We start from the raw sequence: 26,886 nt of genomic DNA, 5'->3' as shown, positions 1-26,886 counted from the left end.
GGCCTGCCACCGGCGCGTCGACTTGATAGCGTGATGGGTCAGCCCGACCGTGGGCCGGTGCCGCCCGGCCAGGTCGGGGGATCTGCGCAGGAGGAAGCCGGGCTGATGGCCGAGCAGGAGACTCTCGACGACCGTCGTGACCAGGTCGTGCGTCTGCTCGGATTCCTCTCCGACCTCGTGGGCACCCGTGCCGATCGCAGACGCCATCTCGACGCCCATCGCGCCCGGCTCGACGTAGGTCCCGGTACCGCGGTCTCCGTGCGTTCGGGTGCCGCGGCCGGTCACGTCGTCGTGGAGCTCGATCCCGGCTACGTCGGCTACGACGAGCTCGACGCGATGATCACCGAGCTGTACGACCATCCGGAATCCCGTGAACTGGTGGTGGCCGCTGGTCTGGTGGTGGTGACCTCGATGACCGAGGCCGGCACTGCGGACATCGGCGCATCCGAACTGGTACGGGAGTACCTGCTGACCCAAGAGGTCGTCGCGCAGCGCGATCCGGACACGGGCGCTTTTCGGATCAGGCTCGGCGCAGGGTCTGCGCCGAGTCTCCAGGACGCCCGACTGCTCGCGGGGATCGAGGGAATCGACCTGTCCCGGACGGTAAAGCTCCACTCCCGTTTCGAGGCGCTGCCCAGTGTGGTGAGTCCCAAGGCGACCGATCTGCTCGACGAGTGGATTCCGCGTGTCGACACCGATCCCGACCAGGTCACCGTTGTGGTTGATCCGTCTGCTACCGCGTTGGTCTTGCGAGAGCGGTCGACCACGGCTCTGGCGGCGTTCTACGACACCATCGCCGAGCGGCTGCGTGATACCACCGAGGATGTGCCGATCGGATTGGCCCAGTTGGTGGCGCCGATCGAGGTCGACGAGCGTGTCGAGGCGCTCGCGGCTTCGGGAGCGCTGCCCGCCGACGAACTCGTCACCGACGCGCTTTATCCGTTGCCGTCCAATGTCGAGCAACGTGATGTGCTGTCACGTCTGGGCGTCGACAGCGGCGTCGTCGTGGAAGGGCCACCGGGCACCGGGAAGACCCAGACCATCGCGAATGTGGTTGCTGCCCTTTTGTCCAAGGGTCAACGGGTGCTGGTGACCAGCGAGAAGGCCGGCGCGCTCGCGGTGCTGCGGGACATCCTGCCGCCGGAGTTGCGCGCGCTGACCGTCTCCACCGCCGACCTGTCCCGCGACCGCTTCGAGTCTGTGGCCTCCGGTGTCGAGGAGATCGCCGAGCGTAAGGCAACCTATGTCGACAGCGTCGGGAGCGCCGAGATTGACGATCTCTCTGCGCGTCGGCAGCAAGCGATCGAGCGGCGCGAACGTGCGCTGCGGGGGCTGTGGGAACTGCGCCGCTCCGAAACCGAGGTGCACGAATGGGTCGCCGGTGACTTCTCCGGAACGGCCGCGGCAATCGTCCGCCAGACCAACGCAGACGCTGACCGCTTGGACTGGCTCCCGGGCCCGATCGACGGGGCGTTTGCGCCACTCGATGCGAATGAGTTCCGGCGTCTCCTTGAATTACTGCGGGCCACGCGAGGACAGACGCCGCGACTGTCCCAGCGCTTCGTCGACCTCGACGACCACCTTCCGGACCCCGCGAGCATGGACGAGATCTGTGCGCGGATCGCGCGGCGCCCGGCCGAGCCGATGGTCGGTAGCGGATCGTTGATGTCGATCCTCGGCGATGTCGACAGCCCGCGATTGCTCCACATCAAGGAGATCTGTGATCACCTCGGCGTCGCCGCGCATGAGGTCGGTACCTTTCCGCCGACCATGATCGACATGGCCGATCGGCTTCTCGCCGGACAGGCCGCGCACCTGTGGTCCCGGGTCACCGCGCTCTCGCCGGTGATCGCCGCCGCCGCGCGCCGCGATCGCGGGCTCGGCGCGCACAGTATTGTCGTGGACGGCGCGCGGCCGGGGGACGGTGAGCTGTTCGCCGCGGCAGCGGCCCACCTGCGCGACGGCGGACGCTGGCGCGGTCGATTACGCCGATCCGAGGCACAGCGCGCGGTCGAGGAATCCGGTGTCGTCGTCACCGTAGATGGCCGGCCGGCCACCGACGAGCGGTCGCTGCAGGCGGTGGCCGACCATCTGGCGGTTTTCGACGCCGTACATCTGGTGCAGCGCGTCCTCGGTGATCTCCACGTCCCTATCGACACCTCGGGGTCGCGGTCGTCGCAGCTGAACCGGCTGGTCGTCCTCGACGGGCAACTCGGCTGGATCTCGGCTCTGGCAACCGCGCGCGACGACCTCGTTCGTGAACTCGAGATGATCAGTCCGGGCGGCCCGCGACCGCGCAGCGTCACCGAATCCGCCCGGGTGGCCCGCGAGGCCGGTGCCATCGCCGCGGCCAACGATGCGCTGATCGCCGAGGGAGAGCTCGCCGAGCACGCCTACAGTCTGGCCGCGCAACTGGAGAAAGGGCCCTCACCGGAGGGCGATGCCCTCGTCTCGGCCTTGGCCAACGCCGATGCCGAGGCCATCCGCGACGCCAGGCGGGCGGCGACGGTTGCGCGGACGGAGTGGGAGGACCAGACCGCCCTGGATCTCCTGATCCTGCGGTTACGCAGCAAGGCACCGGATTTCGCGGACCTGCTGGAGTCCACCGCCGACGACCCGCGATGGGACGCGAGACTGCGCCATATCTCCGACGCATGGGCGTGGCGACGTGCGCGAACGTGGGCCGCGGAACGCAGCGACCCCAAGGCGGAGCAGCGGTGGTCGGCAGCCCTCGACGAGTCGGAGGCCGACATCGCCCAGTTGACCACACAACTCGCCGCGGCCCGCGCGTGGCGGGCGTGCCTGTCGCGCGTGACCGTGGCACAGGTCCAAGCGTTGCAGTCCTATCGGGATCACATGATCAACCTCGGCAAGGGGTCGGGTAAGCATGCCTCGAGATTCCGGGCCGCGGCCCGGGAGGCGATGGAACAGGCATCCGCCGCCGTTCCGGCATGGGTGATGCCGATGTCGCAGGTGGTGGACATGATTGCACCCGAACAGAATTCGTTCGACGTGGTGATAGTCGACGAAGCCAGTCAGTCCGACATCACCAGCGTGTTCCTACTCTGGCTCGCTCCGCGGGTGATCGTAGTCGGCGACGACCGGCAATGCGCCCCGACCGGCCTGGCGGGCGCTACCCTCGACGACACCTTCGCCGCACTCGACGCCCGATTACCCGACCTGCCACACTATCTCCGTGACGGTCTCACGCCGAGATCGAGTCTGTTCTCGTTGCTGCGCAGCCGATTCGGACACGTCATCCGGCTCCGGGAGCACTTCCGGTCGATGCCCGAGATCATCGGCTACTCGTCGGCGCAGTTCTACGCTGATGCCCCGCTGATTCCGGTGCGCCAGCACGGAGCCGACCGACTCGATCCGCTACGGGTCGTGCGGGTATCGGGAAGTGCTCAGGGGCAAGGTAATTCGATCGTCAATTCCGGTGAGGTCGACGAGTTGGTGTCGACATTGGTGGATTGCTTGTCCGACAGTGCCTATGAGGGACTTGACTTCGGCGTCATTGCCTTGCAGGGCATCAAGCAGGTTGACCTGCTGACCCGCGCGTTGCGCGAGGCGGTAGACGACGAGACGTGGCGTGCCCGGCGGATTCGGGTGGGCTCGCCGCCTGACTTCCAGGGCGACGAGCGGCGGGTGGTCTTCTTGTCGATGGTGGTCTCCGACCCCTCGTCGATTGCCGCTCTCACGCGCGCCGAGTCGCAGCGGCGCATCAATGTCGCTGCATCGCGGGCGATGGATCAGATGTGGCTGTTCCACTCGATCGATCTCGCCGACCTTGCCGAGGGTGACCTGCGGCGGTCGCTGCTGGGGTATATGCAGGCCAATATCGGACCGGTCATCGACGCCATGCCGGTCGACGTCCCCAATGACCGACGGGTTGAGCCTTTCGAGAGTCTCTTCGAGCAGAAGATATTCAATTGCCTTGCCGCGCACGGTTATCACGTCACACCCAAGGTTTCGGTCAACAACATGTGCATCGATCTGGTGGTGACCGGCGCCGACGGACGACTGGCGGTCGACTGCGACGGTGATGAATTCACCACCACCGGTGCGCAGGCCCGTTCGGACATGGAGCGTGAGCGTGAACTGCGGCGATGTGGTTGGGAGTTCTGGCGGGTGCGGGAATCTGAGTTCGAACTCGACGCCGACGCCGCCCTGGCGCCGCTGTGGGAGGCTCTCGATCGTCGTGGTGTGAAGCCCGGATCGGTGGCCGGTCCATATGTCGGCGGCGGGGAAAGTGCTGTCCTAGGCGGCTCGTCATCGGAACCCGCAGTGGCGGCATGGAAGTCGGTGGATCTCAGCGCAGGTGAGTAGACGGCACCTCGAGTGCCCGGACCAGTGCAGGTGGTGCCGTCGCCGCGACTGCCACGTCCGTGGCTGGTCACCGGCGAGTTTTCACGTTCATGCAGGCATCGGCGTTCCGGGTCACCACCATCACCTCGCGGGGACACGCTCTCCCGCCGCGAGTCCGGCGTGCCGAAGCTCGACGAATGCGCGGTGCCAGCGTTCGACTCACGGCGCCGGACCTGCCCGGCCCGCCCCGATACCAGCACCGGAACGTCACGCCAGGCCTGCGGTGCGGCCAGCATTGTTGGATCGAAGTCCCTTCACAGACCGGTGCGTATGTCTCGGAAGGTCGGGACGCCGCGGTGGCGCTCATCCCCACGCCGCGCAACACCGTGACCCACTCGGCCGGGCACGATCTCGGTGACCCCGAGTGCCGGCTCGCCCGGGTGCACATCGGTCATCGCACCTCACGATTCCCGGGTGCCGTCGAGAGCTGCGCGCAGCAGCATCGCCGTGGTGTCCGGATCGGGATCGCGGCGAACGATCATCCCGCGCACGAAGCGCAGACGATCACCATCGCGTCGTGGGACGACGTGCAGATGGGTGTGGAAGACGGTCTGAAAGGCTGCCCGACCGTCGTTGATGGCGAGGTTGACGCCGTCGGCAGCCAGCGGTGAGCGCTTCATGGCCGCAGCCACGGACTGACCCGCGTGCAGCATGCGCGCGCCGAGTTCGGGTGCGAGGTCGGCCAGCCCGGTCGAATGTGTCCGCGGCACCAACAGCGTGTGGCCGCGGGTGATCGGCCGGATGTCGAGAAAGCCGAGGACATCGGGGTCGGAGTAGACGACACGGGCTGGGGCGGCGCCCGACACGATGTCGCAGAAGACGCAGTCGGTCATGGTCGATCAGCGTACGTCGTTGGCATGCCTGCCCACCCCCGGCAGGTGTGGTTGAGGACACGCCGCAAAGGGTGGTCCAGTTCACATAACGATTTAGTCACGAAGCGGGGCTGACCTGCGGAGCGCTCGTTCGGTCTGCGAAAAGCCGGTGTGAACTGGAGCAACTGTGGCGGTCCCCGAACGGGGTTGAGTGCACGTGTGTGTTACCCACGAGATTACTGACGGGTATACCGCGGGGTCAGTTCCGAACATGAGGAATCCCTCACTTTCGTGTGTCATGATGAGTGCCACGAACACGTCGGCGATATCTCATTGCTGAGGACGCCACACGGCGACGCCTGTCGCACAGGCGTGTTCAAAAAACATCGCGACCACTCTGCCGGCCCGCCCACGTCGGGCACCGGTGGCGATGACGCGTGTCCGTCAGCGGGCGCAGTCACCGGTCGCACGTCAACCGGACACAACCACAGGAGCTCATGTGACCGTCGATCACCATCGCGCCGGAGCCGACCGGACCACCACCGGCCGACCCACCCAGGCTCTCATCGATCGCCTTCTCGCCGGCGAGCCGTACGCGGTCAGCTTCGGCGGTCAGGGAGCAGCGTGGTTGCCGACCCTCTCAGAGCTGGTGATCGACGCCGACCTGGCGCATCGGGTGGCCGGCGTCGTCGACGCGGCCGAACGCCTTGTCCAGCCGGTCGCCGAACAGATCACGATCGCCCGCCCGGACGGCTTTCACCCGATGGCTTGGGCCCACGCCCTCGACGCCGGCGAGCCCGCACCGTCGGACGTCGACCTCGCCGACTTCACGCTGTCCGGCCCCGGCGTGCTGCTCGCCCAACTCGCCGCGATCGAGTCGCTGCGCAAGCAGGGCCTCGACACCGCTGCGGCAGCGCCGCGGGCTGTCATCGGACATTCCCAGGGCTCGCTGGCCACCGGCGCGATCGGGGCCGAAGGCCAGGTGGCCGAGTCGGGCCAGGGGCTCCTGCTGGCGATCGCGCACCTCATCGGTGCCGCAGGCACGATCGTCGCGCGTCGTCGGGGTCTGGTCACCACCAGTGAAGGCTCGCCGATGCTCGCGGTGACCGGCGTCCGACCCGAGCGCATCGAAACGTTTCTCGCGCAGTATCGTTCCGAGCTCGCCGCCGCCGAGCAGGACACCGCCCCGGTCATCGCGATCCGCAACAGCCGTACCGCCGTCGTGCTGTCCGGAGCGCCGCGCCATCTGCGTGCCTTTACCGCGCTGTGCGAGAAGGTTGCTGCGGCGGAGGCCGATGAGCGCAAGCGCAAGGTCACCGGCGGCGCGCCGTTCGCCCCCGCCTTCGACCATCTGTCAGTCAGTGTCGCCTTCCACCACCCGGCAATGGCCGGTGCGGTCGATCTCGTCGGGCAGTGGGCCGAGCAGTGTGGGATCGACGTCGATCTCGCCGTGCGGCATGCCCGCGACATCCTCGTCGCCGCCGTCGATTGGGTGGGCAGCGTCGAGGAGACCCTCGGCGCCGGTGTCGGGTGGATTCTCGACTTCGGGCCCGGTGACCTCGCCACCCGACTCTCGGCCCCGCTGGTTCGCGGACAGGGTGTCGGTTTGGTCGCCGCCGCGTCGCGCGGTGGACAGCGAAACCTGTTCAGCCCCGGCGGCATCCCCGAGGTTGCACGCCCGTGGAGCGAGTTCGCGCCGACCCTCGCCGAACTCCCCGACGGACGCACGGTCGTCGAGACCGCGTTCACCAAGCTCACCGGGCGTTCGCCGATGTTGCTCGCCGGCATGACCCCGACGACCGTGGATCCGGCCATCGTCGCCGCCGCCGCCAATGCCGGCCACTGGGCAGAGCTCGCCGGTGGTGGGCAGGTGACCGAGCAGATCCTCGCCGACAACGTCGCCACCTTGACCGACTTGCTCGAACCCGGACGCCAGGCACAGTTCAATGCGCTGTTCCTCGACCCCTACTTGTGGAAGCTGCAGCTTGGTGGCAAGCGCCTCGTACAGAAGGCTCGCGCCCAGGGCGCCCCGATTGACGGCGTCATCGTCTCGGCCGGTATCCCAGAACTAGACGAGGCGGTGGCTCTCGTCGACGAATTCGTTGAGGCCGGACTGCGTTTCGTTGCTTTCAAGCCCGGAACCGTCGAGCAGATCCGCTCGGTGATCCGCATCGCCGCCGAGGTGCCCCACCACCCGGTGATCGTCCAGATCGAAGGTGGTCGCGCTGGTGGCCACCACTCCTGGGAAGACCTCGACGATCTGCTGCTGGCCACCTACGGCGAGCTGCGCGCCCGACCCAACGTCGTGGTCTGCGTCGGTGGTGGCATCGGCACCCCCGAACGTGCCAGCGCCTATCTGACCGGCCACTGGGCCGCCGAGCACGGCCACCCGCTGATGCCGCTTGACGGCATCCTGGTCGGCACCGCTGCGATGGCGGCCAAGGAGGCCACCACGGCCCCCGAGGTCAAGCAGCTGCTGGTCGATACCGTCGGCTGTGACGAATGGATCGGCGCCGGTGGCGCCACCGCCGGAATGGCCTCGGGCCGTAGCCAACTCGGTGCCGACATCCATGAGATCGACAACGCGGCCTCCGCGTGCGGACGACTGCTCGACGAGGTCGCCGGCGACGCCGATGCGGTCGCGGCGCGTCGTGACGAGATCATCGCCGCGATGGCCCCCACCGCCAAGCCCTACTTCGGCGACGTCGCCGAGATGACCTACCGGGTCTGGCTCGAGCGCTACGCGACCCTGGCCGTCGGCGCGCCCGACGACGAGCAACTGCCGTGGGCCGACATCACCTGGAAGCAACGTTTTCTCGAGATGCTGCGCCGCACCGAGGCCCGGATGAACCCGGTCGATTACGGTGAGATCCCGACGATGTTCACCGATGTCACCGCCGTCGAGAACGCGCACGCCGCGATCGATGCCCTTATCGGCGTATACCCCGAGGTCGAGGTTGACGTCCTCCACCCCGCCGACGTCGCGTTCTTCCTCGATCAGTGCCGTACCCCGGGCAAGCCGGTCAACTTCGTGCCCGTCATCGATAAGGACGTTCGCCGGTGGTGGCGCAGCGACTCGCTGTGGCAGGCACACGACGCCCGCTACCCGGCCGAGGCCGTGTGCATCATCCCGGGGCCGGTGGCCGTTGCCGGGATCACCCGTGTCGACGAGCCCGTCGGTGATCTGCTTGACCGCTTCGAGGCGCAGGTCGTCACCGACCTGGTCGAAACCGGTGCACAGCCGAGCGTCATCGACTCCCGCAAGCGGGCCGGACTGGCCGCTGACGCCGGTCGGCTGACCAGCGTCCTGGAAGCTGACGACGTCTGCTGGGCAAGCCGTATGGTTCCGAGTCCGATTGCGCGGCTGGGTGATCGGGACAAGTGGTCGGTGCTCTCGGATGTCCGCGCCGAGCACGAGTCGACCGGTTCGGTGCTGGAGCGGATCGACGACAAGCGCTTCGACCTCGTCATCCCGATCTCGAGCGCGTCGGTGCGCATCCCGTTACGCGTCGACGTCTCGCTCGCCGACGGTGGCGCCCCGCTGGTCCTCGCCGACGATGCCTCGACCGCTATGCGGGAGATCCTCACCGTTGCCGCAGGCGGATCGCTGGCCGAGGTCGCCGGCGGTGTCTCGCGCACCACGGTCACCTGGGCGCCGGAATCGATCGCCGACCACGCGGCGGTCACCGGGTACACCCTGCCCCCGCATCTGCATCCGACCACCCCGGTCGAGCCCTTCGGCTTCGCCGTTCCCGACACCCTCGTCGGTGCCTGCTGGCCGAGCGTGTTCAGTGTCATCGGCGCAGCCACCACCGACGATGGCCGAACGGTCGTCGAGGGTCTGCTCGACCTGGTGCACCTCGATCACGCCGTGCGCCTGGTGGGTGATATCCCTACGGAGGCAACTCAACTCACCGTGGTTGCGACCGCTGGTCCAGTCTCCGACACCGAGGTCGGTCGCGTAGTGCAGGTGCAGGTCGAGGTGCTCGACGGGCAGAAGCAGGTCGCCGTGATGACCGAGCGCTTCGCGATCCGCGGCCGACTCGGCTCGGCCGAACTCGCCGACCCGGCACGCGCTGGGGGAGCGCTCGGCGACGAGGGTTCGGCGACCCGCAAGACCCTGCGCACCGCGACCATCACCGCACCGGAGCGGATGACCGGCTTCGCCGCGGTCTCCGGCGACCGCAATCCGATCCATACCGACTCCACCGCCGCCCGGCTGGCCGGTCTCGGTGATCCGATCGTGCACGGCATGTGGTTGTCGGCGGCGGCGCAGCAGGTGCTCACCGCGACCGACGCCAAGAACCCGATTCCGTCACCGCGACCGCTGATCGGTTGGACCGCAAGGTATCTGGGCATGGTGCGGACCGGTGACGTGATCACCGTCCGCGCCGACCGGGTCGGCTTGGACGCCGGCCGCGAGATCGTCGAGGTCACCGCGAAGGTCGGCGACAACCTTGTGATGAGCGCCACCGGTCTGCTTGCCGCACCGCGTACTGTCTACGCCTTCCCCGGTCAGGGCATCCAGAGCAAGGGCATGGGCCTCGACGCTCGCTCACGCTCGAAGGCCGCCCGCGAGATCTGGGACCGCGCCGACAAGCACACGCGTGCCGCACTGGGCTTCTCGATTCTCGCGGTGGTCCGCGACAACCCGACCACCCTGATCGCCAACGGCACGACCTACAACCACCCTGACGGCGTGCTGTTCCTGACCCAGTTCACCCAGGTCGCGATGGCGACCCTCGGTGTGGCACAGATCGCCGAGCTGAAGGAATCCGGCGGATTCGTCGAGGGTGCGATCACCTGCGGTCACTCCGTCGGTGAGTACAACGCGCTCGCGGCCTGCGCAGGAGTGTTGCCGCTCGAGGCTGTCCTCGAGGTCGTCTTCCAGCGAGGCGAGGCCATGCATCATCTTGTCCCCCGAGATGATCAGGGCCGCAGCGACTATCGGATGGCCGCCATCCGGCCCAGCCAGTTCGGGCTCGACGACGCCGAGGTCACCGACTTCGTCGCGCAGATCGGCGCCGAGTGCGGTGAGTTCCTCGAGGTCGTGAACCTCAACTTGCTCGGATCCCAGTATGCGATCGCCGGTACCGTGCGAGGCCTTGAGCGACTCGAGGACGAGATCGAGCGTCGCCGGGCCGAAGTCGGCGGCAAACGGTCCTTCATCATCGTGCCCGGCATCGACGTACCGTTCCATTCCACGGTGCTGCGTGCCGGCGTGCCGGAATTCCGCGGCAAGCTCGACGCGCTGCTCCCCGAGGAATTCGATCCGTCGATCCTGATCGGGCACTACATCCCGAACCTGGTACCGCGGATGTTCACTTTGGGCCGCGACTTCGTCGCGGAGATAGCCGATCTGGTTCCGTCTGATCCGCTGAACGAGGTTCTCGCGGAATGGGATTCATGGTCTGCGCAGCCGGTGAAACTGGCACGCGTGGTGCTCATCGAGTTGCTCGCCTGGCAGTTCGCCAGCCCGGTGCGCTGGATCGAGACCCAGGATCTATTGTTCTCCGGAGCAGACCGCGACGGGCTCGGTGTGCAACGCTTCGTCGAGATCGGCCTGAAGGGCGCCCCGACCCTTGCGGGTCTGGCGACCAACACCCTCAAACTCGACCGATACCACTCGGCGACCACCGAGGTCTGCAACCTTGAGCGCGACTCGGATGTGATCCTGGCGGCGGACTCAGGACCCGAGCCCGAGGACGACGAACCCGCTGAGTCGGCACCGAGCGAGGCCCCGGCGGCCGCGGCCTCGCCCGCCGCCGCCGCGCCCGCCGCCGCGGCGCCGGCTCCCGCCCCCGCTGCGGCGAGCGGCCCGCGGCCCGAAGACATCTCGTTCGGCCCGGCCGACGCGGTCAAGTCGGTCATCGCGTTGTGGACCAAGATGCGGACCGATCAGATCGGCGCTGCCGATACCATCGAGGCGTTGTGTGACGGTGTGTCCTCGCGTCGTAACCAGCTGCTCCTCGATATCGGTGGAGAGCTGGGTCTGGGTGCCATCGACGGTGCCGCAGAAGCCGACATGGCCGCTCTGGCCTCGACGGTGGAGAGCCTGGCCCGCGGGTACCGACCGCTCGGCACCGTGCTGACCGACGCCGTCGGCGATCAGATTCGCAAGGTCATCGGCCCGACCGGTAAGCGCCAGTCCTACATCACCGACCGGGTGAGCGGCGTGTGGCAGCTGGGCCCGGGCTGGGGACTGCATACCCAGGTCGCGCTTGCCTTGGGTACCCGTGAGGGCGCCAGCGTCCGCGGTGGAGATCTCGGCGACCTCCTCGATGGTGCCGTCGCGAACACCGACGGCCTCGACGCGTTGATCGACCGTGCGATTGCTGCGGTCGGCGCCTCGCGCGGTATCGCCGTAGCCAAGCCGGCAGCCGAATCCGGTGGCGGCGCAACCGTTGACGCAGCGGCGTTGGGTGAGTTCACCGAGCAGATCACTGGTCGTTCCGGGGCGCTGGCGTCGGCCGCCTACACGATGCTGTCCAAACTGGGCCTCACCGAGGAGGTCTCCACCCCAGAGGCCACCGACGACCCGAATGTGCTTCTGGCGCAGCGGGTCAGCGACGAGCTGGGTTCAGACTGGGCGCGCACCGTCGCGCCGGCCTTCGACGAGGCCAAGGTCGTTCTCATCGACGACCGCTGGGCGACCTCGCGTGAGGATCTGGTGCGGATCTGGCTCACCGATTCCGATGAGCTGGACGCCGACTTCGACGCACTCACCGCACGTTTCACCGGTTCCGGGCACACCGTCGCCCAGCATGCCGCCTGGTGGCAGGACAAGGCATTGGCCGCGGGAAACCTGGTGCACGAGCGCGCGTTCGGAACCATCGCACGCGCCGCCCAAGAGCCCGGACAGGGCCAGTGGGCCAACCAGGTCGCCGTGGTGACCGGCGCCAGCAAGGGGTCGATCGCCGCGTCGGTTGTCGCCGGGCTGCTCGCCGGCGGCGCCACGGTGGTGGCGAGCACCTCGCGACTGGACTCGCAGCGACTGGCCTTCTACAAGAAGCTCTATCGCGAGAACGCCCGGTTCGACGCCGCGCTGTGGGTCGTCCCGGCGAATATGGCTGCCTACACCGACGTCGACGAGCTGGTGTCGTGGCTGGGTAGCGAACAAACCGAGAACCTCGGCGGGACCACCGCCGTGGTGAAGCCGGCGATCAAGCCGACGCTGCTGTTCCCGTTCGCCGCGCCCCGCGTCGCCGGTGACCTCACCGACGCCGGCGCTCGCGCCGAGCTGGAGATGAAGGTGCTGCTGTGGTCGGTGGAGCGGTTGATCGCCGGACTGTCCGACATCGGTGCCGACCACGACATCGCCGCTCGTCTGCACGTTGTTCTGCCCGGCTCGCCCAACCGTGGCATGTTCGGCGGTGACGGCGCCTACGGCGAGAGCAAGGCAGCGCTCGACGCACTCGTGACTCGTTGGGCCGCAGAGGAATCGTGGGGCTCGAAGACCACCCTGGCGCATGCGCTGATCGGGTGGGTCAAGGGGACCGGACTCATGGGTCACAACGACGGAATGGTCACCGCGGTGGAAGCCGCGGGTGTGCGCACCTGGACCACCGACGAGATGGCCGACAATCTGCTGGGCCTCTGTGATCCGGCCACCCGGGCCGCGGCGCGGGAGGCTGCGGTGACCGCCGACTTCACCGGTGGACTCGATCCGTCCATCGACCTCAAGGCACTGGCCGCACAGGCCGCCAACGAGGACGAGACCGTCGAACCCGCCGAGGACGACGCAGCGGTGACCGTAGCGGCCCTGCCCGCACCGGCGCGCGCGGCGGGTGGCGTGCGCCCGGTCTGGCCGAAGATCGACTCGCGTCCGGAGGACATGGTCGTCATCGTCGGCGCCGGCGAGCTCGGCCCGTACGGGTCGGCACGCACGCGCTTCGAGATGGAGGTCGACGAGAAGCTCAGTGCTGCAGGAGTTCTCGAACTCGCCTGGAACACCGGACTAATCTCCTGGGATACCGCGCCCAAGCCGGGCTGGTACGACACCGAATCTGGTGATCCCGTGGCCGAGGCCGAGATCGCCGAGCGTTATCACGACGCAGTCGTCGAGCGGTGCGGCATCCGCCGCTACGCCGACGAGGGAGCCATGGTCGAGGGCACCTCTCCGCTGCTCACGTCGGTGTTCCTCGACGAGGATCTCACCTTCGCGGTGTCCTCGGAGGCCGAGGCGCGTGCGTTCGCCTCCGCCGATCCCGAGCGCACCCGGGTCGTCGCCAATGAGGAGTCCGGCGAATGGCAGGTGACCCGTCTGGCGGGCACCGAGATCCGCGTCCCGCGTCGATTCGCTCTGACCCGCACCGTCGGTGGGCAGATCCCGACCGGGTTCGACCCGACCCGCTGGGGTGTTTCGGCTGACATGGCCGAGTCGATTGATCGGGTGGCGTTGTGGAATCTCGTGGCTACCGTCGATGCATTCCTCTCCTCGGGCTTCACCCCGAGCGAGCTGATGCGGTGGGTGCATCCGGGTCTGGTGGCCAATACCCAGGGCACCGGCATGGGTGGTATGACCTCGATGCGCGAGCTCTACATCAACACCCTGCTCGGCGAGGCCAAGGCCAACGACATCCTGCAGGAGGCGCTGCCGAACATCGTTGCCGCGCACGTTGTCCAGTCCTACGTCGGCAGCTACGGTGCGATGATCCACCCGGTTGCCGCCTGCGCGACCGCTGCGGTCTCGGTTGAGGAGGGCGTCGACAAGATCCGCCTCGGCAAAGCGCTGTTCGCGGTGGCCGGAGGCTTCGACGATCTCGGGATCGAGGGCATCGTCGGATTCGGTGACATGTCGGCGACCGCGGAATCGGCGAAGATGGCCGCACGGGGGATCGATGAGCGTCGCTACTCGCGGGCCAACGATCGCCGACGCGGTGGATTCGTTGAATCCCAGGGCGGCGGAACGATTCTGCTGGCCCGCGGTGACGTCGCGGCGCAGATGGGCCTGCCGGTCCTCGGTGTGGTGGCATGGGCGCAGAGCTTCGGTGACGGCGTGCACACCTCGATCCCGGCACCAGGCCTCGGAGCGCTCGGTGCCGCACGGGGTGCGCTGAGTTCGCCGCTGGCCAGCGCGTTGGCGGCGCTGGGTGTCAGTGCCGACGACGTTGCTGTCGTCTCCAAGCACGACACCTCCACCCGCGCCAACGATCCCAACGAGTCCGAGTTGCATGAGCGGCTGGCCGCGGCGATCGGCCGTGGTGACGGTGCACCACTGTTCGTGGTGTCGCAGAAGTCGTTGACCGGTCACGCCAAGGGTGGTGCTGCCGCCTTCCAGCTGATCGGACTGTGCCAAGTGTTGCGTGAGGGTGTCATCCCGCCGAATCGCAGTCTCGACTGCGTCGATGAGCAGATGCAGGACTACCCCCACCTGGTCTGGGCGCGAGAGACACTGCGACTCGGGGACCGTTTCCCGCTCAAGGCCGGTCTGCTGACCAGCCTCGGATTCGGTCATGTGTCGGGCCTGATCGCGGTCGTGCACCCGGAGGCGTTCATTGCCTCGCTGGACCCGGCCGAGCGCGACGACTATCGCCGTCGTGCCGCCGAGCGTGAGCGCAAGGGCAGCCAGCGGTTGCTCGAGGCAATGTGCGGTGGCGAGGCCGCTTACCGGCGTCCGGCCAACCGTCGCTTCGACGAGACCCGCGACGAGCACGACGCCGAGGCTCAGGTGCTCCTCGATCCGGCGATTCGCCTGGGCGCGTCGGGTGCGTATGGCGATGCGGTGCACGACGTGTCGGCCTCCAGCAGCGCGGCCACGGTCTGATGGCGGTGTTGGGAGTCGGGATCGACGTCGTGTCGATCCCGGAATTCGCCGAGCAATTGGCCCAGCCGGGAACGACCTTCGGCGACCGCTTCACCGTCGGCGAGCGCCGCGACGCGGCGTCGGGTACCGGTGAGGACGCACGTCACCTCGCCGCACGGTGGGCTGCCAAGGAGGCCGTCGTCAAGGCGTGGTCGGTCAGCCGGTTCGCCCGGTCGCCACTGCTGCCGTTGATCCGGCACAGCGATATCGAGGTGGTCACCGACAACTGGGGTCGTCCGGCCATTCGGCTGGCCGGGGAGATCGCCGAACACCTGCGTGACACCCAGGTTCACATCTCGCTGACCCATGACGGCCCGTCGGCCGCCGCGGTAGCGATCCTGGAGGGCGCGGGCTGAACCCCGGCGTTCCACACAAGGTTTGAGACGAGAAGACGACGGTGGTCGGGCCGATGCCCGACCGCCGTCGTTTGTGTCGAGGACCGATGAATCAGCGCACCGGAGGATCAGAGCGCACCGGTGCTCTCCTCGAGCAGCAAGTAGCCGGCCAGCATACGTTTGAGCTCGGTCACCGTCTCGGGATGGTTGTGGCCGTCCTGCACCGAGAAACTCAGCAGCGAGTACGCCGTATGGACCAGTACCTGCGACATCATTTCGCGCCGAGCCCGCTGAGACGGGGTAAGCGGGGCGATCAGCCGCGAGACCTGGTCGGCCAGAACGCGTTCGTTCTGCGAAGCGGTGGCCCGGGTGGCCGGGGTCGACTGCACCGCCAGCCACACCGCCCGCCGGGACGGGTCGTCGCGCCACAGCGCGGCGAGGTGGTCGAGGAACTTCTCGAGGAGCACCGGCCATTCGAGCGAGGGCACCTCGGAGGCGAACGCGGTGAGTTCCTCGCGGACCGCGACCGTGTCGAGTCGGTCGAGCTCGCACACGATCACGTACTTGTTCGCGAAGTATTGATAGAGCGTCCCGATGGGAACCTCGGCGCGCGAGGCGATCTCCTCACACGTCAACGACTCGAACCCGACCTCGGTCAGCAGCTCGCGCGCACTCGCGAGCATGGCGGAGAACTTGCGTTTGCTGCGCTCCTGCGTGGGCCGTTTGCGGGGGACGAGCGGCTGGGTGGTCATCGGTCCGGGTGCGATGTCGGGGTGGGCTCAGTCGAGCGCGAGGTCGCGGCGCAGCTTGGCCACATGCCCGGTCGCGCGGACGTTGTACTGGGCCAGGGCGATCGTGCCCTGCTCGTCGACGAGGAAGGTCGAGCGGATCACGCCGGTGACGACCTTGCCGTAGAGCTTCTTCTCGCCGAACGCACCCCACTGCGTCAGCACCGTCTTGTCCGGATCGCTGAGCAGGGGGAAGTCCAGTCCTTCGGCGTCGGCGAACTTCGCGAGTTTCACCGGCTTATCGGGTGAGATTCCGATCACATCGATGCCGAACTCTCCGAGGTCGGCGAGACTGTCCCGGAAGTCGCAGGCCTGTGTGGTACATCCGGGAGTCGATGCTGCCGGATAGAAGTAGACGATCACCTTTCGGCCTGCGTAGTCGGCCAGCGACACCGACTTGCCCTGCGCGTCGGGGAGGGTGAAGGCCGGTGCCGGGTCTCCGACGGCGAGGCGTTGTGTGTCTGACATGACGCTCAGGCTAGTCGATGATGTCCGATGTCCGACCGATGATGTGCAGTGGCGCCGACTGTCATGGCGTAACCTTGTGTGGCCGCTCGCACCGCATTCGCTCCGCGCCGGGAACCTTTCCTCGCGCGGTCGTATTGCGTCGGGGGAGAAGTGTGGTCCGCCGGGCCACATGGAGCAGAACTTTCTTGACCATTCCTGGGAGGACCACGTGGCCGGGGATACCGACCGTATCGAGCAGGACATCGCGAAAGCCCGCGAGGACCTGGCCCACACACTCGACGTGCTGGCTGAGCGGGCCAATCCGCAGCGTCTGGCCGGCGATGCCAAGAGTGCAGCACTCGCGTTCTTGAACACGCCCGCCGTCAAGTACACGCTTGCCGGCGTGGGCTCTGTCGTCGCCGTTCTCGTCATCCGCAAGGTACTCCAGTGACCCGTGCGCGGGGCTCATACGCCCGAAACGCGCTGCTGGTACTCACCGCCGGCGCCGTGGTGACCGTTGTGCCCGGTTGCTCAGCGTCGTCGTCGTATCCCGATGCCACCGGAAACGCGCCTGCGCTGAGTTCGTTGGGGCAGCCCAGTATTTCCGTCACCGGGTGGGCCGACCGTCCTCTAAAGGACAACGCGGTGGGCGTAATGCCTGGCGCACCGCTGACCGTGACCGCCCACGACGGCAATCTGCGATCGGTCGTCGTCACAGGATCGGACGGGCCGGTGCCCGGCACCGTTTCTGCCGACGGAGCCACCTGGACCGCCAAGGGGCCATTGGACTTCGGCGACCAGTACACGCTGACCGCAGCGGCGCAGGGCGTCGACGGTGCGGGCGCGAAGAAGCTGACCTTCAGCACCGCCTCCGCCGAGTCGACCGCCTCAGCCTCGACGGTGACCGCCGAGAACGAGACCGTGGGTATCGGGCAACCGGTGATGATCAATTTCGATCAGCCGGTCACGAACAAGCTCAACGCACAGCGCGCCATCCAGGTCACCACCAACCCGCCGGTCGAGGGTGCGTTCTATTGGGTCAACGACTCGATGGTGCGTTGGCGTCCCGAACATTTCTGGGCGCCGGGCACCAAGGTCAACGTCAAGGTCAACACCAAGGGCATCGACCTCGGTGGTGGCGTCTATGGCGACAACAATCTCACCACCGACTTCACCGTCGGTCGTGCACTCGTTGCCTCAGCCGATGACAAGACCCACATGATCACCGTGTCCATCAACGGCAAGGTCGTGCGGACGATGCCGACCTCGATGGGCAAGGATTCGACTCCCACCAACAACGGTATCTATATCGTGGCCGAGCGCGATCCGAGCGTCATCATGGACTCTTCGACCTATGGTGTTCCCGTCAACTCGCCGGGCGGCTACCGCGAGACCGTCTACGACGCCACGCGAATCTCGTTCAGCGGCATCTACGTTCACTCGGCTCCCTGGTCTCTGGGCGATCAGGGCGTCGATGACGTGAGCAACGGCTGTCTCAATGTCAGTCCGGCCAATGCGGAGTGGTTCCTCAACACCGCCTTGCGTGGCGACATTGTGACGGTGAAGAACGCTGTGGGACCGATCCTTCCGGGTGACGACGGCCTCGGTGACTGGAACGTTCCGTGGTCGGTGTGGAAGAAGGGCAACGCTACCGACGGGTGATGCGACCACCGAGCGGAAACCGCCTCTGACCAGACGATTTCATGGAATGGGTACCGGTCATGTAGTGTTTCCTCTCGGTTCGCCAAGCGCCATTAGCTCAATTGGCAGAGCAGCTGACTCTTAATCAGCGGGTTCGGGGTTCGAGTCCCTGATGGCGCACAATCGAGAATCCCCCTCCGGGTACACCGGAGGGGGTTTTCGCATGTCGGGGCTCGAACGGCAGCACAGCGCTCGTGGGCCAATGGGTTTCAGTGGACGGCCACCCGGCATCCATCACCTGCGACGCGGGTGAGCGTCACGTCTCAAGTGATGCGTCATCCGCACGTCAATTCGCTATGTTGCAAACCCGGGTGTCTGTTGACAAAAATCTGGGGGTTCTGTGCTTGACAAGGCCTTGAGTTGGTGCGCGCTGTTCCTCGCGATCGTCTCTCCGGTGATCACGGTCGGTTCGCTGTTTCAGGGGGAGTGGTGGACGGCGGCGACCTTCGCGTTCCTCTCCTACTACGGAATCAGGGAATGGTGCAAAGAGCGGAAGCGACGACGAGCTTTGGCCGAGTGGCCGCGGGAGCGGGTGACATCTGTTGTCAGTGAGTGTGACGATCTGTTGGACGCTGCCCGGCGGTTGCGCGAAATCGATCACCGGTTGGATCTGCTGAGCTCGCTGGAGTTGGTCACGCGCACCGAGGGTGGCGCGGGTGATGCCTGAAATCCAGGATTGTGACGGTGGGGACAATTCGGGCCACAAACCAGCACTCTTAACTAGGGCGTTTCTCCCAATTCCCTGTGCGGGTCTTGGCGGCCCGATTGCGCCTGGCCGCGTTGTCGTCGGTCACGGTAGCTGCCGCTATCGCTTCCTCCTCCGCCTTGCCAGAACGCAATCGTTCGCGCCAATCCCTCGCAGAAGAACTGGGAGACACACCCTAGCGGGTAAGGGTTCGAGCCCCTGATGGCACAGGCACGGCCCCGCGGCCGGTAGTGGCCAGTCGCGGGGGCCTTTTTCGTGGCCCGCGTCAGGTGCTCGAGTCGGCGCGACGCGTATCGAAGCGGTCACGGTCTCACGGGTTGAACTTGGCAATGGAGGCACCGAGCGCAACGATGTCTCCATGAGCGACAACCCCTCGACCGCGGCGCCCGACGACAAGCGCCAGGGCGGACTCCCATCGTGGGCGGTCAAAACCATCGCCCTCGCCGTGGTCGCCGTACTCGCGGTCATCGCGTACTTCGTCCTGGCGGCGCTTCTGCCGCGCTGGTGGTCGCAGAAGATCGGTTCGGCGGTGGACCAGAGCATCACCACCGGCAGCCTCTATGGCATCGCGTTCGGGGTGGTGTGCACGCTCGTCTCACTCTTGTTGCTGGTGCTCGCCTGGCGCGCCCGGCGTTGGGGTCAGACCCGATATTGGGCGCTGGCCTTCGTCGTGCTTGCCGTCGTCGCGTCGATACCGAATCTGCTCACCCTGACCGTGGTCGTAGGCAGAGGGAGTGGCGCGCATGCGGGTGAGCGCATCCTCGACGTCGAGGCTCCGGGATTTCGTGGGGGCACACTGGTCGGCGTGATCATCGCCGCGGTGATTTTTGTCGTCGGCGCACTTCTGCGGATTCGACTCCGCCATCGTCGGAGTGCGCCCACCACAACCGCCACGACGACCGAGCGGCCCGCCTAATCCACCATCGGCTGTGCGTGGCCTCCGGGCGAGGCCGGCACGCGCGTCATTTCGGTCGGGCGGGCTCGTCAGGCACGACAACTCGGTCATATCCGATATCTCGTACACTTGGTGCGGAATTCGCCGACTCTTTGATGTGAGGGTCGGTACCTGCGTCAGGTGGGAGTGAGATGGGGAACGGTCGGACTCGGCTGCGATCTTGGTTGATGATCAGCGGGCTCCTCGTGGCGGTCATCGCATTGATGACCGCGTGCTCGCAGAAGCCGCAATACTCCAACGCCGTCGGCAGTTCGGTGCTCTATGACGATCTCCTCAAGCCTGGGGTGGAGATCACCGAATGGAACGAGCAGACGCTCGCCGACAATGCCGTCGGAATCCAGCCGGGCGCGCCGATCCGGGTGAGGGCGAGTGAGGGCGCGCTGACCGGTGTGCGCATCGGCAAGGCTGACGGCTCCATCGTTCGCGGGACCCTGTCGAAAGACGGTACGGAGTGGGTCAGCGGAGAACCGCTGGGTTACAACCGGACCTACACATTAACCGCCGACGCGGCCGGTGTCGGCGGTTCGACCACCAAAGAGGTCTCATTCACCACGCGGGCGCCGAGCAACCTCACGCAGGCATATCTGACACCCAACAACGCCGAAACCGTGGGAGTCGGCCAACCCGTCGCGGTGAAGTTCGACGAGGCGATCACCAACCGCCGCGCTGCGCAGAACGCAATCCGGATCACCACTAATCCGCCGGTGCAAGGTGCTTTCTACTGGATCAGCGACACCGAGGTGCGCTGGCGTCCGGCCGAGTACTGGAAGCCCGGCACCACCGTGGACGTCGCGGTGAACACCTATGGCATCGACCTCGGCGGCGGACTCTTCGGCCAAGAGAACCTCAAGTCCGCTTTCACGATCGGCCGGTCGATGGTCATCACTGCCGACGACAACACCAAACAGGTCACGTTCGTCCAGAACGGCAAGGTCGTCCGGAGCATGCCGACGTCGATGGGCAAGGACTCCACCCCCACCGACAACGGGGTGTATCTCGTGTCGGACAAGCACGACAACATCATCATGGACTCGTCGACCTATGGAGTCCCCGTCGGATCGGCCGACGGTTATCGCACGCCGGTGGACTACGCGACCCGAATGTCCTACAGCGGCATCTTCTTTCACTCTGCACCCTGGTCGGTGTGGGCACAGGGCAATACCAACACCAGTCATGGCTGCCTGAATCTGAGCCCGGACAACGCCCTGTGGGTCATGAACAACACGCTGCGCGGTGATCCGGTCATCGTGAAGAACACCGTGGGCGGCACCCTGTCGGGCACCGACGGACTCGGGGACTGGAACATTCCCTGGGCGGTGTGGGCGAAGGGCAACGCCTGAACTCTGCGCCCCAAAACGACATTGCCATTGGTGATTGTTACGCTCATCTCTGACACGATTCTCGACGACGATGGGATTGCACCACCATGGGCGAACGCTCTTCCTGGGAAAACGACGACCTGACCGCCTTGCGTGACCTTGCTCGCAGCTTCTGTGAGAAGGAGGTCAAGCCGAATATCGACAAGTTCATCGAGCAGCACCATGTCGACCGCGACCTCTGGAACAAGGCAGGCGAGCTTGGTCTGCTATGCATGTCGATTCCCGAGGAGTACGGGGGCGGTGGCGGCACCTTCGCCCACGAAGCAGTGCTCATCGAAGAGCAGGCGCGCATCGCCGACTCGTCGTGGGGTGTCAGTCTGCACAACGGCATCGTCGCCCACTATCTCCTCCACTACGGGTCGGAGGAGCAGAAGACGACATGGCTGCCCAAGATGGCCAGCGGTGAGGTCGTCGGGGCCATCGCGATGACCGAGCCGGGCACCGGATCCGACCTGCAGAACGTCAAGACCAAGGCGATCGCGCAGGGCGATGAGTACGTCATCGACGGGTCGAAGACCTTCATCACCAACGGTGCCCAGGCCGACCTGATCATCGTTGTGGCCAAGACCGACGCGAGCGAGGGAGCCAAGGGGATTTCCCTGATTCTCGTCGAGGCCGACCGTGAGGGATTCCGCCGAGGCCGCGTACTCGACAAGGTCGGGCAGCGTGGCCAGGACACCTCGGAACTGTTCTTCGACGGGGTACGCGTGCCCACGAGCAACCTCCTCGGCAGCGAAGAGGGGCAGGGGTTTATCCAGCTCATGCAGCAGCTGCCGCAGGAACGGCTGATCATCGCCGTTGCGTCGGTCGCCGGCATGGAGACCGCGCTGCAGCACACGCTGGCGTACACGAAGGAACGAACGGCGTTCGGGCGCCCCATTTTCGGCTTTCAGAACACGAAGTTCAAACTCGCCGAGGTGGCGACTGAGTCCCGGATTGCGCGCGTCTTCGTCGATGACTGCATCACCAAACACATCGACGGCAAGCTCGACATCCCGACCGTGGCGATGGCCAAATGGTGGACCAGCGACCGTGCGATGGTCGTCGCCGACGAATGTCTGCAGTTGTTCGGGGGCTACGGCTACATGAACGAGTACCCCATCGCCCGGATGTGGGCCGATCAGCGCGTCCAGAAGATCTACGCCGGAACCAACGAGATCATGAAGGAGATCATCGCGCGGACGCTCTGACGAGTGCCTCGCGGCAGGCGCGATGTGCTGAGGTGGAATGTATGGCACGCCGCTGATGTCCCTGGCGCTCGGCAGGGCGACCAGGATCGGAAACGACATGTGTCGCAGCGATGCCGGTACTCGATACCTGCCACATTCACCGTCAGTGATGCCTGTGGTGAGGATCTTTCAGGTGATGATCGAGCTACCCTGACGTCACCGGTGGCCCGGGAGTTCGAACGCTGATGCATTGCAGTGCAACAGGATTCGTAGGATCTCCAGGTGGCTGGGGTGTCCCATCGCCGCGAATCTCTCCGTCGTGGTGGCGGCGGAGAGATTCGGAATCGCGGCCGCGTTGTAGAGCCGATTCGCCATCGGATGGGTCCGGCGAGTTCGACGCTGCCCTGGTTAAGGAGCTGTGTTCTCGTGCAGCGCGGCGTCCATCGTGGGCGGTCTCCCATCGGCCGGCGGTGCCGGCCGCCGTCGGTGGGTCGGTGCCGCCGACCTCCGGGCCGCGATCGTCGTTGTTGCCGACGCGGGCTTCGAGGAGCTCGATGCATACGGCCAACGCCTGCACCACGGGTTCGAGGTCGTCGCTGACGCCACGCACCGTAGCGCGGTGGAGCTGGGGGATTGGGGCAAGGCGTTGAGGAGCAGGCGCTCGACGCCGTCGCCGGAGATCGCCGAGGCCAACGAGGTCGATGACGACGCCGTCGCGGTGATCGATGACGCGGCCCGAGTGGCGCCGGATCAGTCAACAGAGGCCCGTCCGCACCCATTACGACGCGGCGACCGCCGGGTCGGCGTGAAACCGACGGCGGCCCGATCCTGGTCTGTCTCGGGTCTGCCGATCCAGGGCCCACATCGGTGCGGTGCCGGGCGATGTGGTCGACGCAGCCGACAACGGCGGATGGGTCCGACGTGGTGGTGCTCGGCCAGTCGGTGAGTGGGATGGTCAGCGCGCGCGAGCAGCCGATCGGTGCTGGCCGTCAGTTCGGCCAGAAGGACCAGTGACGATCGTGACGAGGGTGATGATGATCGTGCTCTTCACGACACTCGCTCGACGGCGAACCTCGCAGTTGGGACAACACCCGATGACGGACTATTCGGGAAAGAATCGAGGGCACAACCCTACTTGCGGTCCTTGATCAGTGCCGTGACCTCGTCGGGGCTGATGTTCTTCGCCACGAGCTTGCCGTTTTTGACCTTTCGCACCGAGTAGAGGTCCTTCTTCTTACCGGGGGCGACGCTGAGGCCGACCTTCTTGGCCGCCTTGTTCAAGTCCTCGAGCATGCGCCGCAGATTAGGGCATGAAAGTGAACAACAACGAATCGGCATTGATCGGTTCGGGTGCAGACAGCGGATCGGAGCCGCGCGCTGGTGCATGAGACGCCGTCGTCACCTCCCCTCCAGGTGACGACGGCGTGGCTGTTCGTCATGAACAGCGGTCGTCAGTGCAGAGCCACGACGCTGAACTAACTGTCAGGCACAGTACCGCAATATGGCGGTATCGCAAATCGGTTCATCAAAGTCGCGTAGCGCGAGCGCGAGAGATTTCGACGAGAATCGTCATCTGCCGGCGATAGAGGTAGTTTTGTTGCGTTCTGTGCCATGAACCGACTGTCACCAACGGGGATTGAGTGGTGGTCCACAATCGCCCATATCAACGTCGGAAAATGATAGGTGTATTTACATGAAGTGCCATGCGCGACATCTGACATCGCAGCCGGGCGTCGGGGAGTCCGGGTGAGCGACTCCGGCCGGAGGTTGCGGCGGGCCAATGGTCTCGGGCGAGTAGTTGTCGGTCACACCGTGCGAACAACGACCACGCGTGCCACGGCGCCGCTGCGGAGTGCCGAGGCGAATGCCCGTAGGCGCGACGAGGCAATTCTGTCGTTCGCCGATGATCTGGTGCGAGTCCTCGGCCCGATGAAGGGAGCCGCGCTCAAGATTGGACAGATCATCGCCCTGTTTGATTTCGGTCTGTCCAACCGGGCCACACGTGACGAGTTCGCGGCCCGTCTGGCGCCGCTCTTTGACGGGGTGGTGCCGATGGAGTGGTCGGCTATCGAGAAGGTGCTTGCCCGCGAACTCGGCCGCGGCCTGCGCCGACTGGACATCGACCCCGAACCGCTTGCGGCCGCCTCGCTCGGCCAGGTCCATTTCGCGATGCTCGACGGCACTATGCCGGTCGCGGTGAAGGTGCAATACCCCGGGATCGATGCGGCCGTACGCGCGGACCTCAAGAACCTCAAGCTGTTCGCGAAGGTGGGCGGCCCGGTGATGCCGGGTTTGAATCTCGACGCGATCATCGACGAGATCGCCGTCGAGGTCGCGCGTGAGTGCGACTACATCACCGAGGCCGGCAACCAGGCCAGGGCGTGGTCGCTGTGCGTCGACCATCCGTGCTGGAAGGTGCCACGCGTGTTTCCCGAGATGAGTACGGGACGGGTGATGGTGAGTGAGTTTCTCGACGGGGTGCAGTTCGCAGATATCGTCTCCGGCGACCGGGATCGTGCGGAGTACGCGGCCGAAGCGATCTATCGCTTCTACGGTGGCGGGATCTACGAGGCGGGCGAGTTCTGTGCCGATCCCCATCCGGGAAACGTGCTCGGCCTGCCCGACGGACGCCTGGGCTTCATCGACTTTGGGCTCTACATTCGGATGTCGGCCGAATCGCTTGCCGACCAGGCACGAGTACTTCGCGCGCTGATCGAGGGTCGATACCATGACGCGTACCGCGACTGTCGGGATCTGGGTATGGCCACTGCCGGATCGGTCGGTGAGGCCGACATCGTCTCGATGATGAGCGACATCGGATTCTGGTTTCTGACGGAGGATCAGGTGACGATCACGAAAGATGTTGCGCGCCGCGCAGTCACGTCGCTGTTTGTCCCGGGTGCCGCGCATCTGAGCACTACCCGCGACACCGCGTTGCCCACCGGTCACATCTTCTCGCGGCGGACCGACCTGGCGGTGTGTGGTCTTCTCGGACAGCTCGAGGCGACCAATCGGTGGGGCGCGATCATCCGTGAGTGGATCGAAGGCCGTCCGCCCGCAACCGAGATGGGCGCCGATATCCAGCGGTGGCGTCAAGGACAATGACCGTACACGCTAAGGCGGACACGACTCATCGAGATTCACGGCCCGCACGCGAGCGTATCTCGGCGGCCGCCTTCGACATTCTGTGCGAGGACGGGTACGACGCGGCGAGTGTCTCGGCGATAGCCCGGCGCGCCGGCATCAGTACCGGTGCTGTGTACCAACACTTCGTCGACAAACAGGAGATCTTCGATACCGTCTTCGACGAAGCTGTGGTCACTCTCGTGGCGGCGATCGATCCGGACTCGCTCGCACAGCTCCCCGAGGATCGTGCACAAACGGTGGATCTGGTCCAGATCATTGTGCAGCGTGGGTTCGATCTGGTGGACAACCAGTCGCGGGTCCTCAAGTTCATTGTTGCCCAATGTAGTTCGAACAATGTGGAGATACGCCATCGGATTCTCGGACTCGAAGCGATGGCGGTCGGCCGGATCGGTGAAGCCATCCGGCGAGCCGTCGAACATGGCTGGATCGCCGCCGACCCGCGCTCGGTGGACCTCGTCGCTCGAACCCTGCTGGTCGTGTTGGTGGCGATGATCACCGCGCCGCCGCGCTCGGCGCCGACCCCGAACAGCACCACCAGAGACGCGTTCGGAGCGACCTGCGATGCCGTGCTGCGTCGAGGGCTGATCCCCAATGTCGGTGAACTCGAGTCGCTCGAAGCGGCCTTGGCGGAACTTGCGAGCGAGCAACGCCGCGTGGACCTGGCCGTGTGCCACCCACATGACCGGCGGTCACGCCTGCTCGACGCGGCGCTCGACCTCTACGCCGTGCAGGGGTACCGACGGGTCCGCCCCGCCGATGTGGCTGCCACCGCGGGATTGGGCTATGGCACCTTCTACAACTACTTCGACAATCGCCGCGAATGCCTGCAGCAGGTGCTCGACCGCGAATTGCTGATCGTCGGGGGGCTGGTCACCATGGTCGCGCCAGTCCCTACGTCGCATGCGGGTATGGTCGACGATCTCACCCGCCTGATCGCGCGGGTGGCGATGTATGCCGAGGAGCGGGGTGTACGACTGGCAAGTGTCATCCTCGACACCGCCGGGATCGACGCGGCTGCACTGCAGTTCATTACCGGAGCATTTTCCCGTCTCGCGCAGATTCTCGCCGACTACCTTTCTCGCTGCCGCAATGCGGGACTACTCGACGATCAGGTCGATCCGGAGGCCGCTGGTGCGTTGGTGATGGCCGCGCTGGTCGCGATCTGCCTTCACTATGTGCAGGAGAGCCCGCAGGTGCCCTCGGTCAAGATGGTCACCGGCACCATCGTGCGGACCATCGGCTGGGGCGCCGAGCACACCTTCTGAATCTGCCGT

The 26,886-nt window shown here is 66.1% G+C and carries 16 protein-coding genes and 1 tRNA gene; 13 read left to right on the top strand and 4 right to left on the bottom strand.

Going from position 1 to position 26,886, the window contains the following annotated elements; translation table 11 throughout:
- Nucleotides 1–33 precede the first annotated feature (33 nt).
- The gene (locus tag EF294_RS16235; RefSeq protein WP_123931920.1) at nucleotides 34–4,329 is read left to right on the top strand and encodes an AAA domain-containing protein; all 4,296 of its coding nucleotides are present in this window, start codon (nucleotides 34–36) and stop codon (nucleotides 4,327–4,329) included.
- 440 nt (nucleotides 4,330–4,769) lie between these two features.
- Here EF294_RS16235 and EF294_RS16225 read toward each other — a convergent pair whose 3' ends face one another.
- Nucleotides 4,770–5,201, bottom strand: coding sequence for an HIT family protein (locus EF294_RS16225; RefSeq protein ID WP_123931918.1), 432 nt, complete (start codon nucleotides 5,199–5,201; stop codon nucleotides 4,770–4,772).
- A 478-nt stretch (nucleotides 5,202–5,679) separates the two neighbouring features.
- On the opposite strand from EF294_RS16225, the gene EF294_RS16220 reads away from it, so the two are divergent.
- Entirely contained in the window at nucleotides 5,680–14,946 is a 9,267-nt protein-coding gene (locus EF294_RS16220) for a type I polyketide synthase (protein WP_123931916.1), read from the top strand.
- Nucleotides 14,946–15,341, top strand: coding sequence for a holo-ACP synthase AcpS (gene acpS, locus EF294_RS16215; protein WP_123931914.1), 396 nt, complete (start codon nucleotides 14,946–14,948; stop codon nucleotides 15,339–15,341). Before EF294_RS16220 ends, acpS begins: the two co-directional genes overlap by 1 nt.
- 107 nt (nucleotides 15,342–15,448) lie before the next feature.
- Here the strand turns inward: acpS and EF294_RS16210 are convergent, their stop codons facing one another.
- Both EF294_RS16210 and bcp read right to left on the bottom strand, forming a co-directional pair.
- Complete coding sequence (locus tag EF294_RS16210; protein WP_123931912.1) at nucleotides 15,449–16,072, bottom strand: TetR/AcrR family transcriptional regulator; 624 nt, start codon at nucleotides 16,070–16,072, stop codon at nucleotides 15,449–15,451.
- A gap of 27 nt (nucleotides 16,073–16,099) precedes the next feature.
- A complete protein-coding gene (gene bcp, locus EF294_RS16205) occupies nucleotides 16,100–16,576 on the bottom strand; it encodes a thioredoxin-dependent thiol peroxidase (RefSeq protein ID WP_123931910.1) in 477 nt (158 codons plus the stop codon).
- A gap of 208 nt (nucleotides 16,577–16,784) precedes the next feature.
- Here bcp and EF294_RS16200 point away from each other — a divergent pair, with 208 nt between their 5' ends.
- The 8 genes from EF294_RS16200 to EF294_RS21525 all read left to right on the top strand — a co-directional run bounded on the left by EF294_RS16200 (nucleotide 16,785) and on the right by EF294_RS21525 (nucleotide 23,411).
- A complete protein-coding gene (locus tag EF294_RS16200; RefSeq protein ID WP_123931960.1) occupies nucleotides 16,785–17,006 on the top strand; it encodes a DUF3618 domain-containing protein in 222 nt (73 codons plus the stop codon).
- Nucleotides 17,003–18,217 carry a L,D-transpeptidase gene (locus tag EF294_RS16195; RefSeq protein WP_123931908.1) on the top strand — a complete coding sequence of 405 codons (1,215 nt, stop codon included), beginning with the start codon at nucleotides 17,003–17,005 and terminating at the stop codon, nucleotides 18,215–18,217. The genes EF294_RS16200 and EF294_RS16195 overlap by 4 nt, the downstream gene beginning before the upstream one ends.
- Before the next feature lie 86 nt (nucleotides 18,218–18,303).
- A tRNA-Lys gene (locus EF294_RS16190) sits at nucleotides 18,304–18,376 on the top strand.
- A 274-nt stretch (nucleotides 18,377–18,650) separates the two neighbouring features.
- Nucleotides 18,651–18,923: a hypothetical protein gene (locus EF294_RS16185; protein WP_123931906.1), complete on the top strand. Its 273-nt coding sequence runs from the start codon at nucleotides 18,651–18,653 to the stop codon at nucleotides 18,921–18,923.
- A gap of 397 nt (nucleotides 18,924–19,320) precedes the next feature.
- The gene (locus EF294_RS16180; protein ID WP_123931904.1) at nucleotides 19,321–19,878 is read left to right on the top strand and encodes a permease; all 558 of its coding nucleotides are present in this window, start codon (nucleotides 19,321–19,323) and stop codon (nucleotides 19,876–19,878) included.
- A gap of 170 nt (nucleotides 19,879–20,048) precedes the next feature.
- Nucleotides 20,049–21,257: a L,D-transpeptidase gene (locus EF294_RS16175; RefSeq protein WP_123931902.1), complete on the top strand. Its 1,209-nt coding sequence runs from the start codon at nucleotides 20,049–20,051 to the stop codon at nucleotides 21,255–21,257.
- An 86-nt stretch (nucleotides 21,258–21,343) separates the two neighbouring features.
- Nucleotides 21,344–22,486 carry an acyl-CoA dehydrogenase family protein gene (locus EF294_RS16170; protein ID WP_123931900.1) on the top strand — a complete coding sequence of 381 codons (1,143 nt, stop codon included), beginning with the start codon at nucleotides 21,344–21,346 and terminating at the stop codon, nucleotides 22,484–22,486.
- 397 nt (nucleotides 22,487–22,883) lie between these two features.
- Nucleotides 22,884–23,411 carry a hypothetical protein gene (locus EF294_RS21525; protein ID WP_185091120.1) on the top strand — a complete coding sequence of 176 codons (528 nt, stop codon included), beginning with the start codon at nucleotides 22,884–22,886 and terminating at the stop codon, nucleotides 23,409–23,411.
- A 185-nt stretch (nucleotides 23,412–23,596) separates the two neighbouring features.
- On the opposite strand, the gene EF294_RS21520 is transcribed toward EF294_RS21525, so the two are convergent.
- A complete protein-coding gene (locus EF294_RS21520) occupies nucleotides 23,597–23,758 on the bottom strand; it encodes a hypothetical protein (RefSeq protein ID WP_185091119.1) in 162 nt (53 codons plus the stop codon).
- Between the two features lie 519 nt (nucleotides 23,759–24,277).
- Here EF294_RS21520 and EF294_RS16155 point away from each other — a divergent pair.
- Together EF294_RS16155 and EF294_RS16150 are read left to right on the top strand one after the other, a co-directional pair.
- A complete protein-coding gene (locus tag EF294_RS16155) occupies nucleotides 24,278–25,570 on the top strand; it encodes an ABC1 kinase family protein (protein WP_246007904.1) in 1,293 nt (430 codons plus the stop codon).
- Nucleotides 25,567–26,877 (top strand): TetR/AcrR family transcriptional regulator, encoded by a 1,311-nt coding sequence (locus EF294_RS16150; protein ID WP_123931896.1) that lies wholly within the window; start codon nucleotides 25,567–25,569, stop codon nucleotides 26,875–26,877. Before EF294_RS16155 ends, EF294_RS16150 begins: the two co-directional genes overlap by 4 nt.
- Nucleotides 26,878–26,886 lie beyond the last annotated feature (9 nt).

The organism is Gordonia oryzae (assembly GCF_003797185.1).
GTDB lineage: Bacteria > Actinomycetota > Actinomycetes > Mycobacteriales > Mycobacteriaceae > Gordonia > Gordonia oryzae.
Note: the sequence above shows the minus strand (reverse complement) of the source record. Positions and strands in the feature narration are given on the sequence as shown.